Here is a 13,276-nt window from a genome sequence, read left to right as displayed (position 1 = left end):
ATCAATTTTAGATATAATATCAAAACACAATGAAAACTTCAATTATAGAAAATAAAAAAATTGCCATTATTGGCGGCGGTCCAGTTGGGCTAACTACCGCTAGGATTTTACAAATAAACGGTGCTGATGTTACAGTTTACGAAAGAGATATAAATGCACAAGCTAGAACTTCGGGCGGAACACTTGATATTCATTCAGATTCTGGTCAGTACGCGATTCAAAAAGCGGGTTTAATGGATGAATTTTATAAATATGCAAGGCCTACCGGCGAAAAAATGGCTGACATGGATGGAAATATAACTTCTGATGAAATGCCAGATGAAACCAATGCTTTCTCTCGTCCCGAAATTGACCGTAATGATCTTAGAAAAATTATGCTGGATAATCTTGAAGAAGATACTATTGTCTGGGATAGTCAATTGGTCAATCTTGAAAAAACAGAAACCCAATATATTTTAGAATTCAAAAACGGTAAAACAACAACAGCTGACTTTGTTATTGTAGCTAACGGAGGAAGATCTAATGCTAGAAAATTTGTGAGCGATCAGGAACCTCAGCTTTCTGGAACTTATATTATTCAAGGCGAAATTGTAAATCCAGATCAAGATTATCCTGAATTTAAACCGAAATTCGGAAACGGAAACGTAATGGCAATGGGCGAACATAAAATGTTTTATACACACACCATGCGCGATGGTTCTGTACATTTTGGCGTTTCTTTTAAAGCTGATGAAGAATGGATTTCAAACCACGGAATTAATTTTGAAGACGATCAATCTGTTATTTCCTTTTTGAATGAAACTTTTGAAAACTGGGCAGATGATTACAAAAAATTCTTTGCTGCTTCTACAGAATTCTCTGGTTTACCTTTAAGATTATTTTCTTTGGAAGAGCCTTGGAAAGAGCATTCAAATATTACTCTTGTTGGCGATGCAGCGCATTTAATGCCTCCTTTTGCTGGCGAAGGAGTCAATATGGGATTATTTGATGCTTTTCACTTAACCCAAAACTTAACCAACGGAAAATTCGAAACCATTGATGACGCAATTGCTAATTACGAACAAAAAATGTTCGGTTACGCTTTAGAAGCACAACGTATGACAAAGAAAATGGAAGATTTACTGCATTCTGATATTGTTGCCGAAGATATTTTGAGTAGCCGTGGTATGTGATTTTTTTTCACAATGTAAGTGATATAAGTTCTTTTATATAACGTTTGTCATTCTGAGAAACGAAGAATCACACACAGGATTCGACAAAGACATAACACAATCTTGTCATTTCGAACGAAGAGAGAAATCTTCACGAGTGGTTCGCCAAAGATTGATGATATGCTTTACGGAGTTTCTTACGAAGATTTCTCCTTCCTCGAAATGACAAAATTATGAGGAACTTTGACAAAGTTTTTTTTAATCAAAACCAATAAAAAAGGCGTAAGAATTAAATCTTACGCCTTTTGCTTTATGATGAAAACTAAAAATTATCTAGAATAATTTGGAGCTTCTTTTGTAATTGTTACGTTATGAGGGTGACTCTCAGTGATTCCGCTTGACGTGATTCTCACGAAACGACCTGTTTCCTGTAAAGCAGGAATGTCTTTTGAACCACAGTATCCCATACCTGCACGAAGACCTCCGATAAATTGAAGCATACTTTCGTTTAATTCTCCTTTGTAAGGAACACGTCCAACGATTCCTTCTGGAACTAGTTTTTTAACGTCGTCTTCAACATCTTGGAAATAACGATCTTTAGAACCAGTTTGCATTGCTTCAACAGATCCCATTCCGCGGTAAGATTTGAATTTTCTTCCTTCAAAAATAATAGTTTCTCCTGGAGATTCTTTTGTTCCTGCTAATAATGAACCTAACATTACACAGTCAGCACCCGCAGCGATTGCTTTAGGAATATCTCCTGTATAACGAATTCCACCATCTGCAATTACAGGAACTCCAGTTCCTTTGATAGCTGCAGCAACTTCTAAAACTGCTGAGAATTGAGGAAAACCAACACCTGCAACAATACGTGTAGTACAGATAGAACCAGGTCCGATTCCAACTTTTACACCATCAGCCCCGTTTTCTACTAAATATTTAGCAGCTTCTGGCGTTGCGATGTTTCCAACAATTACATCTATTTGAGGGAATTTTGCTTTTACTTCTTTTAATGTATTGACCACACCTTCTGTGTGTCCGTGAGCTGTATCGATAATGATGGCGTCTACACCTGCAGCAACTAAAGCTTCAGCTCTTTGAACTGCATCTCCAGTAACTCCAATTGCAGCGGCAACTCTTAAACGACCAAAAGAATCTTTGTTCGCGATTGGCTTTTGAGTCAGTTTTGTAATATCTCTAAAAGTGATTAAACCAACTAATTCGTTTTTATCGTTTACAACTGGTAATTTTTCGATTTTATGACCTTGTAAAACTACTTCTGCCTGCTCTAGTGAAGTTCCTTCAGAAACCGTTACTAAGTTTTGGCTTGTCATAACCTCAGCGATTGGTCTTGCTCCGTTTTTCTCGAAACGTAAATCACGATTGGTAACAATTCCTTTAAGGATTCTATTTTCGTCAACGATTGGAATACCACCGATTCCGAATTCTTTCATAGCATTTTTAGCATCAGCGATTGTAGAGTTCATTGGTAAAGTTACCGGATCGATAATCATACCTGCTTCTGCACGTTTTACTTTTCGAACTTTTCCTGCTTGTTGTTCGATAGTCATATTTTTATGTAAAACACCAATTCCGCCTTCTTGTGCCATAGCAATTGCCATTGCGCTTTCTGTAACTGTATCCATCGCAGCTGATACAATTGGAACGTTTAATGTAATGTTTCTTGAGAATCTTGATTTAATGCTCACTTCGCGAGGAAGCACATTCGAGTAGTTAGGTACTAATAATACATCGTCGTAAGTTAAACCTTCGCCGATAATCTTGGAGTTGTGTGCTATCATGGTGCAATTTCTAGTTGAATTGCGTGCAAATATAGTGAATAAATTGCTAACTTGAATACTAACTTATTCATAAATTTACTTTTACACGAAAAACCCTACGTTCAAAAATTCCAAAAACTAAATTATATTCCCAACAGAAACCGAGAAATAGTTTTTTGAATTTAAATATTGAATTTTACTTTTTAGAATCTTTAACTATAAAGTTTAAACCTAATTGGAAAGCAGCACTATTGGCTTTTGAAATATCTCTATATTCGAAAACATTATCTACTAAAGCATAAATATTAATTTTTCCGACTGTTCCAGAAATACCTAAACCAACGTTTGTTTTAGAATAAGGATCAATTGTATAAGTTGCTTTTACATCTAATTTCTCAAAAATACTTCGTTTGTAAAAAGCAGTCAAAGCCAAATACGGATCATTAGTTGGCATTGTCATAACAAATAATTGTGCGCCAACTGCATTCAAATACCTTTTTTCATCGGGAACTTTACAATTACATTCGCCGTCATATCTTGATTCGCCAAAAGAATACTGAATAGATGAATTAAATTTCACAGGACGCCAAGTTGTATACTTGTTATAAAGTTTTTCTTCTGGAATAGCTTCTTTAAAATCATCAAAAATATCTTTGGGTTCATTTACAGCATCAAAAATTGGGTTTACTCCGTTGTACTCATAAGTTCCTTTATATCTTCTTGTCTCAACATCTTTTGACTGTCTGATAAATCCAACATCAATTATACTGGCAGTAATCTGTAAATTGTCTTTCGGATAATAAGTTAATCCAGCATCAAATCCTAAACCTAGACTTCCGTTAAAAAAAGTATTGTGAGCAATATCACTTGGAACATTTCCTTCGTACTCATCTTTTGTAAATTTAGCAATTCCTGCTGTTTTAAGTTCTAGATTAGACTCTATTATCTGAGTGTACATATTAGCTCCAGTACCCGAACCTGTATATATGTATCCTGAATTTTTGGTTGAAGTTGCGTTGGCACCACTAGAATAAATTTTAGCTCGTCCTCCTAAAACAAGTTTCTTATTAAGCTTTTTATGAAAACCCACATGCAATACTGAAAGTACTTCGGCGCGCACGTTTAAATCGCCTAAATTGAATGATTTTCCAATATAGTCCCGATTTCCATCGATAGCTAAAATGGCAAGATCTTTTGGAAAATACATTAAAAAATCAAACTCCTGATATGCTCCAAATGAAACATAAGACTGACTATTCTCACCTCCTACTCTAAATCCACCAGAAAATATTTCTAATTGCTGGTTGATCTGCGTTTTATCATTGGCAGCTGATTTGTTTATAATATTACGAACTTTATCATTAAAATCTACGCCGTTATTGGCAAACAAATCATAAGCCGAAAAACTGCTTGATCCTGTATTTACAGAAACTCCCGAAAGTAGCGGAATTCCAAAATAATACTTATAAGACACATCAGCACCTGGATTTACAAGAGACGATTGAGGAATTGATGTAAAGTTGTACAGAATTTGCTTGTTTTGAGCCAAACTAGAAAACTGTACTATTAGTACTAAAATTAAAAGTGCTTTTCTCATTCAATTCTCATATAAGCGGTTGCACCTGATTTTAGTTTCAAATTACCTGATATATCGCCTGTTCCCGCTTCAATCGTAATAATAAAACCCACTTTTACTGTTTTTTTTAACAAAGCAAGTCGGTCACCTTCAAAAACTTCAGTTGGATATTTTATAATATTTACACCCCCATTATATTGGGGAACATTTAAAGTAATCGTTTCCGTTGGCTGATCGTTTGCATCAATAAATACTATTTCAACCTTAAAAGCTCTATTAAAGGTATTTTCGATTTCGAAATTGAGTTCGGCCTTGGTAAGATGATCATTTAAAAACTTATTCTTAAAAACATCAAAATCTTCAACATCAGGCGGTATTTGGTGTGCCGTTCCATCATCTTCAATATCATTTGCTTTAACATTAAAATAAGCCACATTTGCAACAAATACAGGCTCGATTTTAAAATCATTAACCTGATTAAAATCTAAATCGCTCGAACAAGACAGAAAAAAAATTGCGGCTAACAATGCTACTGAGATTCTTTGTATGAGATTTCGTTTCATTTTAATTTTATTAGAATAAATAAAAACGCATTTTTCTGTAAGATATTACCTATATGGTAAAATAATTTTTAATGAAACTTTCCAAACAACTTTGAAGCTTCATTGTAAGCACTTTCGAAACTAAGAGAATTAAGTCCTGTTATTTTTTTATTGGCGGTAAAATAAGAAACTAACTTTTCTGTCGGCATATTTCCTGTCAGTTTATCAGTTGCCATAGGGCAACCTCCAAAACCTTGAATAGCGCCGTCAAAACGAGTACAACCCGCTTTCGTTGCTGCATCTATCTTTTCGAACCAGCTTTCTGGTGTTGTATGCAAATGCGCTCCAAACTCGATTTCAGGATATTTGGGAATTAAATCTGAAAATAAATACGTAATTACTTCCGGAGTAGAAGTTCCAACAGTATCTGAAAGTGATAGAATTTTTACTCCCATTCCTGCCAATTTCTCAGTCCACTCTCCTACGATTTCAACATTCCACGGATCTCCATATGGATTTCCAAAACCCATTGAAAGATAGGTTACCACTTCTTTCTTTTTCTTATCAGCGACTTCTAGAATTTCTTCGAGCGTAACCAAAGATTCTGCAATGGTTTTATGTGTGTTACGCATTTGAAAGTTCTCTGAAATAGAAAATGGAAAACCTAAATATTGAATCTGCTCATAACTTGCTGCTGTTATCGCCCCCTGCGTATTGGCAATAATAGAAAGCAATTTGCTTGACGTTTGAGATAAATCAAGCTGTTCTAAAACCTCAGCAGTATCCTGCATCTGCGGAATAGCTTTTGGGGAAACAAAACTTCCAAAATCAATAGTATCAAAGCCAACTCGCAACAAAGATTGTATGTAAGTAACTTTATTTTTTGTTGGAATAAAATCCTTAATGCCTTGCATGGCATCTCGAGGGCATTCGATGATTTTGATTTCTTTACTCAAAGCTTATTCTTTTGTAAAGGCTAAGTTAGTTTCTTTTTTAATGAAATGAAAGATAATTTTAGTTCAAACTAATTTATTACAGAATATTGTAATAGCCTACATTATTACCAAAAAACGTAATATTTAAAATTATTACCAAAAAACGTAATACAAAATTTTATTACGTATATTTGTAATAGAAAGTTTATAATTTTTTAATTATATTTGAGTTATGACTAGTGTAATTACAGGTGACATAATTGATTCGAGACAACAGCAATCTGAGCATTGGGTTGAAGATTTAAAGAAAATCTTGGCTCCATTTGGCAAAACGCCAAGTCAGTGGGAAGTATATCGTGGAGATGAATTCCAAATTGAAGTCAGTAATCCCGAAGATGCATTGTTAGCCGCTATTTTGGTTAAAGCACATTTAAGAGCCATAAAATCTGATGCCAGAATGAGTATTGGTTTTGGAGATAAGACGCATAATGCTGAAAGAATTTCTGAAAGCAATGGTTCTGCTTTTATACATTCGGGAGAACTATTTGAAACTTTAAAAAAGCAGAAAGTTACATTAGCACTTCGAACTGGAGATATTGATTTTGACGAAAGAGTAAATTTAATGCTACAATTAGCATTGACCTTTATGGATAGTTGGCTGGTGCAATCGGCAGAATTTGTAGCTGTTGCCATTGAAAACCCGAATTTGTCTCAAGAAGAATTAGGACAAAAATTAGGCATCAACCAAGCCGCCGTGAGCCGAAGACAAAAACGTGCTCAGTTTGATTTGGTAATAAATCTAGATCGATATTTTAGAAAACAAATAAAACAACTTACAGCCCCATGATTTTATTTATAAAACTGCTTCTTGCTCATTTATTAGGTGATTTTATCTGGCAACCAAATTCTTGGGTGGCCGACAAAGAAATTAAGAAACACAAAAGTGTATATTTATATATTCATGTTTTGCTTCACGGAGTTTTAGCTGCAGTTTTAGTAGGCGAAATCAATTTTATACCATATGCCGTTTTAATTGCTGTTACGCACGGAATTGTTGATTTAATAAAACTGAATTTCCAGAAAAACAAAACCAAACGTACTTGGTTTGTTCTTGACCAAATTGCACATATTTTAATTTTAATTGGAATTACTCTTCTCTATGAAAATAAACCTATTCCTAGTTTCTGGAAAGATAATCAATTCTGGATTTTGCTAACTGGGTTTTTATTGCTTACAAAACCAACCTCTATTTTTATAAAAACGATCATCTCAATCTGGGCGCCAGAAAGCAAAAACAGCAATCAGGATAACTCACTAATTGCTGCTGGAAATTATATTGGTATTTTAGAACGCTTGTTTGTTTTCGGATTTATCTTAACCGGACATTTTGAAGCAATCGGATTTCTTTTGGCCGCAAAATCTATTTTTAGATTCGGAGATTTAAAAGAAGCTAAAGACCGAAAATTGACCGAATATGTTTTAATCGGAACTTTAATCAGCTTTGGAATTGCAATACTTGCTGGATTAACCGTTCAAGTTCTGCTTTTACAATTGCTGTAAAACTTTTTTGTTGATTGCTTTTATCAATGCTGGACCTTCGTAAATAAATCCTGTATACAATTGCACTAGACTTGCTCCTGCATTTAGTTTTTCGATGGCATCGTCTGCAGAATGAATTCCTCCTACTCCAATAATTGGGAATGCTTTATTGCTTTTTTCAGATAGAAAACGGATTACTTCTGTAGAACGTTTCGTTAATGGTTTTCCAGACAAACCTCCTGTTTCTGTTTGATTCGCAGATTGTAATCCTTCTCTAGAAATTGTTGTATTTGTTGCAATAACACCTGCAATTTGCGTTGTTTTTACAATATCGATAATATCTAATAATTGCTCATCTGTTAAGTCTGGAGCAATTTTTAAAAGAATTGGTTTTACTTTTTGAGTGCTTGTTTTTTGTTTTTCGATATTTCTATTTTGCAATGTCTGCAATAAAGCTGTCAAAGGTTCTTTGTCTTGTAAAGCTCTTAAATTTGGCGTATTTGGCGAACTCACATTCACTACAAAATAATCTACATGATTAAAAAGTGCATCAAAACAAATGATATAATCTTTTACAGCATCTTCGTTATCGGTCACTTTATTCTTTCCGATATTTCCACCAATCAAAACGCCTGAGTTCTTTTTTAGACGTTCAACAGCTTCTAGTACACCGCCATTATTAAATCCCATTCGGTTAATAATTGCTTGATCTTCTTTTAAACGGAATAAACGTTTTTTAGGATTTCCTTCTTGCCCAACTGGAGTCACAGTTCCGATTTCAATAAAACCAAAACCAAAATCGCCTAGTTCTTTGTACAGTTTTGCATCTTTATCAAAACCAGCAGCAAGTCCAACTGGGTTTTTAAATTTAATTCCGAAAACTTCTCTCTCTAATCGAGCATCTTTTACCTCATAAATCGATCTTATAATTGCCGAAACTCCAGGGATCTTTGAAATGAATTTTACAAAAGAAAAAGTGAAATAATGTACTTTTTCAGGATCAAAACAAAAAAGTATCGGACGAATTATCAATTTATACATAAGAGTTGTGTTGTTGTTATTTTGGCTGCAAATTTAAATATTATAGTTTAAAAAGGTGCTTTTTTACAAAAACAAATAATTTCCTTTTTGTTTAATTATTACAGTTATAACTAAAACGATTCTAAAAACTTATATCGGCTAGCCTTCAAAAATGCATTTTTTTATGTTGCAAGTTATAAGATGCAACATGTTTTTGCCTTTTAAAAAAAAACACAAGTTGTTTATCGGTTAATTTTGAGAGAATTAAGAATATCTGTAACCGAAAATCTTTCTCTTCATTAACAATAGCAATAACGAAAAACTATGAAAAGCAACAACAATTCATCTCCGAAAAAAAGTTTTTTTCTATTTTTATTATTCTTGTTATTTAGTGTAACTCCAAAATTATTTGCACAAGCTGATCCTCAGCAAGTAACAAAAGAAACGTTTAAAGGAAAAATGGCTTTAGACATTCGAGACTCCAAAAGTGACTGGGCTCCTTATTTACCTAAAAAAGCACCTGCAGGCGCTCCAAACATTCTATTTATTTTGTACGATGACACTGGAATGGCTGCTTGGTCTCCTTATGGTGGAGCGATCAACATGCCAACCATGCAAAAATTAGCCGATAACGGAATTACCTATTCACAATGGCACACAACTGCATTATGTTCTCCAACACGTTCTACTTTATTGACAGGTCGTAACCATCACCTTAACGGAATGGCTGCTATTACCGAAACTGCAGACGGATATCCAGGAGCAAGCGGAAGAATACCTAAACAAGCTGCCACAATTGGACAAATTCTGCAAGATAACGGATGGAGTACTTTTTGGATAGGAAAAGATCATAATGTTCCAGAACAGGATATTGCAGCGGGAGGACCGAGAAGCACTTGGCCACTTCAAATGGGCTTTGATCGTTTTTATGGTTTTCTTGGTGGAGAAACCAATCAATGGTATCCTGACTTAACAGAAGACAATCATTTTATAGAACCGCCAGCAACTCCTGAAGAAGGTTATCACTTATCTAAAGATTTAGCTGATCATGCATTAGAATATCTTAAAGATCAACAAGCAACAAATCCTTCTAAACCTTGGTATATGTGGTATTGTCCAGGTGCAAATCATGCTCCGCATCAAGCTCCAGAAGAATATATTGCAAAATACAAAGGCAAATTTGATGATGGTTATGATGCTTACCGCAAATGGGTTTTGCCTCGTATGATTGCAAAAGGAGTTATTCCAGCAGGAACAAAAATGGATAATTTTAACCCAATGCCTCCTGGAGTAGCAAATCCAGCTGATAATGTATTAGACTGGAATAAATTAAAACCAGAAGAGAAAAAATTATTCTCAAGATTAGCCGAGGTTTATGCAGGCTTCTCAGAATATACAGATGCTCAAGTTGGAAGAATTATTGATTATCTTGAAAAAACAGGACAGCTTGAAAATACTCTAGTAATTTATGCAGCAGATAATGGTGCTTCTGGAGAAGGTTCTGAATCGGGTTCTGTAAATGAAAATAAGTTCTTTAACGGATATCCTGATGAATTAAAAGAAAACTTAAAATACATTGATAAATTAGGAAGTCCAGATACTTACGAACACTACCCTACAGGATGGGCAGCTGCATTTTCTACTCCGTTTAAAATGTTCAAAAGATATAGCCAATATGCTGGAGGAACTTGCGATCCATTAGTAATGTCATGGCCAAAAGGAATTAAAGCTAAAGGTGTGGTTCGCGATCAATTCCACCACTCTACAGATATTGTCCCTACGATATTAGATGTATGCGGACTTGAAATGCCAAAAGAATATCGTGGTGTTGCACAATATCCATTATCAGGAGTTTCAATGCGTTATACTTTTGATGCCGCTCCAAATACCAAAACACAAAAACACATTCAGTATTTTGCTATGTTAGGAAGCCGTGCTTTATGGAAAGATGGTTGGAAAGCTGTTGCTCTACACGCTCCACTAGGTGGAAAAGGGCATTTCGATAAAGACGAATGGGAATTGTACAATACAGACGTTGACAGATCTGAGTCTAATAATTTAGCTAAAAAATATCCAGACAAATTAAAAGAGTTGATTAAAGACTGGGATGATGAAGCTGCTAAAAATTTGGTTTTACCTCTTGACGACCGTTCAGCAATTGAAGTATTAGGAACTGAAAGACCTACATCTGAACCTCCTCGTGACTTGTATAAATATTACCCTGGAACTTCAGCTGTGCCAGAAGGAGTTGCTGTCAATGTTAGAGGAAGATCGTATAAAATTCTAGCCGATGTTGATGTTAAAGATACTAAAGCTTCGGGCGTACTTTTTGCTCATGGGTCTCGTTTTGGAGGACATACTTTATTCATAAAAGATGGCAAATTGAATTACGTGTACAATTTCTTAGGAATTGCTCCTGAACAAAAATTCACTTCGAATGTGCCAATTACAACAGGAAAACATGTTTTCGGAATGGAATTTATTCGAGAAAAAGCGGGTCCAAATGGAGAATCTCTTGGTCAAATGAAACTTTATATTGATGGAAAAGAAGTTGCTTCTGGCCCAATGAGAACTCAATCTGGTAAATTTACTCTTGCTGGAGACGGGCTTTGCGTTGGATTTGACAGCGGTGATTCTGTTAGTAAAGAATATAAAACTCCTGGAACTTATAAAGGAGGCGAAATCGTTGGTGTTGGCGTTAGTGTTGGAAAAATTGAATATACTGACTTAAACAACGAAGCAAAAAGAGCTTTAGGAAGAGATTAAAAAACAAGCAAAGAGGTATATTCGGTTGCAATCGTGCAATCGAAATACCTCTTTTTCTTCTTTTAAATAAATGTATCATTAATAAAGAAGCCAAATGTATTACACTTATTTTAAGCAATATTTTCTTTTCTTCCTCTGTCTAATACTTTTTTTCTCTAATAAAATTGTAGCACAAGAAAGCGGAGAAGAGACATTCAAACCGCATCATCAAATCGGAATTTCAATCAATCATGTTCATGTTTTCGAAGGCCGTGATGATGAGGGAAATCGAGAAACTTTAACGCTTCCTGCTTGGGGAATCGATTATACGTTTCAGTTTCATGAAAAATGGGCTATTGGTCTTCATACCGATTTTATTGTAGAAAAATTTAAAGTCGAAAAAGTATACGCTAGTGAAGAAGATAAAGAAACTGTTGAAAGAAGTTATCCTATAGCTCCTGCTCTTATGGGAATTTACAAACCAAATGAACATTGGAGTTTTCTTCTAGGTTTTGGTGGCGAATTTGCCAAAGAAGAAGACTTTTTCTTAACCCGAGCCGGTGTAGAATATGGTTACGAACTTCCAAAAGGATGGGAAATTTTTGGCACTGCAAGTTACGACTTTAAATGGAACGCATACGACAGCTGGGGAATCGGTTTAGGAATTGCAAAAAACTTTGGAGGAAAATAATATATACAAATCTATTGATCTTATGTGCACCTCAAATAAATCAAATCGTATTTCTAGAAGCCTACTCTTTATTTTCCTTTTACTAATTGGTTTTAAAGGATTTTCGCAGCAAGAAAAAGATACGACAAAGCTGATGAACGTTCGTTATGGCAGTAAAGGAATTGAACTGGAAACCCGTGACAAAAAATTCCTCTTTCAACTAGCTAGCCGTCTGCAGTTTCGCTTTTCAACACCCAATGATACAGATCCATTAACTTATGATGATTATAGCCAAGATGCTAAAACTACTTTCAAAATAAACCGTGCCAGATTAAAAATCGGCGGTCATGCTTTCGAACCTTGGCTTAAATATTACTGGGAATATGAATTGAGTCAGTCAAATTTGCTTGACTTTAGAATAATGATTGAAAAATGGGATTGGCTGAGTTTTAAAGTAGGACAATGGAAAACAGAATTTACACGCGAACGCTTTATCAGTAGCGGTGAACAACAAATGGTGGATCGCTCACTTATTAACCGTCCGTTTACAGTAGACAGACAATTGGGAGTTGAAGTTTATGGGCATTTAAAAGGTGCAGGAATTGCCGATTTCAATTATTGGGCCGCAGCATTGACAGGAACCGGACGCGGAAGCACTTCTAATGACGATAATCATTTAATGTATTTTGGAAGAGCACAATGGAATTTCTTAGGACGTTTTCTTGATTTTGAAGGCTGCGATTTAGAATTTCACGAAAAACCAACTCCAATTATTGCTTTTTCAGCCGTAACCAACCGAAGCCCATATACTCGTTTCTCTCAAGCTGGAGGAGGTTCTTTAGACGGTTTTGAAGATGGCTTGCCAGGACAGTACAGAGTCAATCAATGGAATTTGGAAAGTGCTTTTATGTACCGAGGTTTTTCATGGCAAAGTGAATGGCATACTAAAGAAATCATTGATAAAATAAATAATGATGACACAACCATAATGAAAGGATATTACGTTCAGGCAGGATATTTCTTTCATAATATTTTTCATTGGTGGCCACAACACTTAGAAATGGCTGGTCGTCATGCATCATATAGACCAGATAATTCGATAAGAGAAAATAGACAAGATGAATCTACATTGGCTTTTAACTGGTTTTTTAAGGGACATAAAAACAAACTGACTTCAGAGGTAAGTTATTTTAGTTTTCAAGACAAAACACTTCCGTTAGAACAAGGCTGGCGATTTAGAATACAATGGGATATCTCATTATAATTCAAACTTTTAGAGCATTAACACAAACCGAACCTTTTTTTTCATAACTTTAA

The 13,276-nt window shown here is 35.0% G+C and carries 11 protein-coding genes; 6 read left to right on the top strand and 5 right to left on the bottom strand.

Translation table 11 applies throughout. From position 1 onward, the window contains the following. The first annotated feature begins 29 nt into the window (after nt 1–29). The gene (locus ABXT06_RS08480) at nt 30–1,172 is read left to right on the top strand and encodes an FAD-dependent oxidoreductase (RefSeq protein ID WP_354590362.1); all 1,143 of its coding nucleotides are present in this window, start codon (nt 30–32) and stop codon (nt 1,170–1,172) included. A gap of 308 nt (nt 1,173–1,480) precedes the next feature. On the opposite strand, the gene guaB is transcribed toward ABXT06_RS08480, so the two are convergent. The 4 genes from guaB to ABXT06_RS08460 all read right to left on the bottom strand — a co-directional run bounded on the left by guaB (nt 1,481) and on the right by ABXT06_RS08460 (nt 6,006). Continuing rightward, a complete protein-coding gene (gene guaB, locus ABXT06_RS08475; RefSeq protein ID WP_354590361.1) occupies nt 1,481–2,953 on the bottom strand; it encodes an IMP dehydrogenase in 1,473 nt (490 codons plus the stop codon). 175 nt (nt 2,954–3,128) lie between these two features. Beyond that, nucleotides 3,129–4,529, bottom strand: coding sequence for a DUF5723 family protein (locus tag ABXT06_RS08470; protein WP_354590360.1), 1,401 nt, complete (start codon nt 4,527–4,529; stop codon nt 3,129–3,131). After that, nucleotides 4,526–5,071 (bottom strand): hypothetical protein, encoded by a 546-nt coding sequence (locus tag ABXT06_RS08465; protein ID WP_354590359.1) that lies wholly within the window; start codon nt 5,069–5,071, stop codon nt 4,526–4,528. The genes ABXT06_RS08470 and ABXT06_RS08465 overlap by 4 nt, the downstream gene beginning before the upstream one ends. A 68-nt stretch (nt 5,072–5,139) precedes the next feature. After that, a complete protein-coding gene (locus tag ABXT06_RS08460; protein ID WP_354590358.1) occupies nt 5,140–6,006 on the bottom strand; it encodes a hydroxymethylglutaryl-CoA lyase-like TIM-barrel protein in 867 nt (288 codons plus the stop codon). 211 nt (nt 6,007–6,217) lie between these two features. On the opposite strand from ABXT06_RS08460, the gene ABXT06_RS08455 reads away from it, so the two are divergent. After that, complete coding sequence (locus ABXT06_RS08455) at nt 6,218–6,832, top strand: SatD family protein (RefSeq protein WP_354590357.1); 615 nt, start codon at nt 6,218–6,220, stop codon at nt 6,830–6,832. Next, nucleotides 6,829–7,545 (top strand): DUF3307 domain-containing protein, encoded by a 717-nt coding sequence (locus ABXT06_RS08450; protein WP_354590356.1) that lies wholly within the window; start codon nt 6,829–6,831, stop codon nt 7,543–7,545. The genes ABXT06_RS08455 and ABXT06_RS08450 overlap by 4 nt, the downstream gene beginning before the upstream one ends. On the opposite strand, the gene ABXT06_RS08445 is transcribed toward ABXT06_RS08450, so the two are convergent. Further along, nucleotides 7,531–8,565, bottom strand: coding sequence for a quinone-dependent dihydroorotate dehydrogenase (locus ABXT06_RS08445; RefSeq protein WP_354590355.1), 1,035 nt, complete (start codon nt 8,563–8,565; stop codon nt 7,531–7,533). The genes ABXT06_RS08450 and ABXT06_RS08445 overlap by 15 nt on opposite strands. Before the next feature lie 303 nt (nt 8,566–8,868). Between ABXT06_RS08445 and ABXT06_RS08440 the strand changes: the two genes are divergently transcribed. From ABXT06_RS08440 to ABXT06_RS08430, 3 genes are all read left to right on the top strand, one after another. Beyond that, nucleotides 8,869–11,310 (top strand): arylsulfatase, encoded by a 2,442-nt coding sequence (locus tag ABXT06_RS08440; RefSeq protein ID WP_354590354.1) that lies wholly within the window; start codon nt 8,869–8,871, stop codon nt 11,308–11,310. A gap of 94 nt (nt 11,311–11,404) precedes the next feature. Beyond that, complete coding sequence (locus ABXT06_RS08435) at nt 11,405–11,980, top strand: hypothetical protein (RefSeq protein WP_354590353.1); 576 nt, start codon at nt 11,405–11,407, stop codon at nt 11,978–11,980. A gap of 22 nt (nt 11,981–12,002) precedes the next feature. Further along, nucleotides 12,003–13,223 carry an OprO/OprP family phosphate-selective porin gene (locus ABXT06_RS08430; RefSeq protein WP_354590352.1) on the top strand — a complete coding sequence of 407 codons (1,221 nt, stop codon included), beginning with the start codon at nt 12,003–12,005 and terminating at the stop codon, nt 13,221–13,223. Nucleotides 13,224–13,276: the final 53 nt, after the last annotated feature.

The organism is Flavobacterium sp. UW10123 (genome assembly GCF_040538975.1).
In the GTDB taxonomy this organism is placed as follows: domain Bacteria; phylum Bacteroidota; class Bacteroidia; order Flavobacteriales; family Flavobacteriaceae; genus Flavobacterium.
Note: the sequence above shows the minus strand (reverse complement) of the source record. Positions and strands in the feature narration are given on the sequence as shown.

What these genes read in the sequence shown, in the direction of transcription:
- ABXT06_RS08480 (WP_354590362.1), top strand. Translation starts at nt 30, where the DNA reads ATGAAAACTTCAATTATAGAAAATAAAAAAATTGCCATTATTGGCGGC.
- guaB (WP_354590361.1), bottom strand. Translation starts at nt 2,953, where the DNA reads ATGATAGCACACAACTCCAAGATTATCGGCGAAGGTTTAACTTACGAC.
- ABXT06_RS08470 (WP_354590360.1), bottom strand. Translation starts at nt 4,529, where the DNA reads ATGAGAAAAGCACTTTTAATTTTAGTACTAATAGTACAGTTTTCTAGT.
- ABXT06_RS08465 (WP_354590359.1), bottom strand. Translation starts at nt 5,071, where the DNA reads ATGAAACGAAATCTCATACAAAGAATCTCAGTAGCATTGTTAGCCGCA.
- ABXT06_RS08455 (WP_354590357.1), top strand. Translation starts at nt 6,218, where the DNA reads ATGACTAGTGTAATTACAGGTGACATAATTGATTCGAGACAACAGCAA.
- ABXT06_RS08450 (WP_354590356.1), top strand. Translation starts at nt 6,829, where the DNA reads ATGATTTTATTTATAAAACTGCTTCTTGCTCATTTATTAGGTGATTTT.
- ABXT06_RS08445 (WP_354590355.1), bottom strand. Translation starts at nt 8,565, where the DNA reads ATGTATAAATTGATAATTCGTCCGATACTTTTTTGTTTTGATCCTGAA.
- ABXT06_RS08440 (WP_354590354.1), top strand. Translation starts at nt 8,869, where the DNA reads ATGAAAAGCAACAACAATTCATCTCCGAAAAAAAGTTTTTTTCTATTT.
- ABXT06_RS08435 (WP_354590353.1), top strand. Translation starts at nt 11,405, where the DNA reads ATGTATTACACTTATTTTAAGCAATATTTTCTTTTCTTCCTCTGTCTA.
- ABXT06_RS08430 (WP_354590352.1), top strand. Translation starts at nt 12,003, where the DNA reads ATGTGCACCTCAAATAAATCAAATCGTATTTCTAGAAGCCTACTCTTT.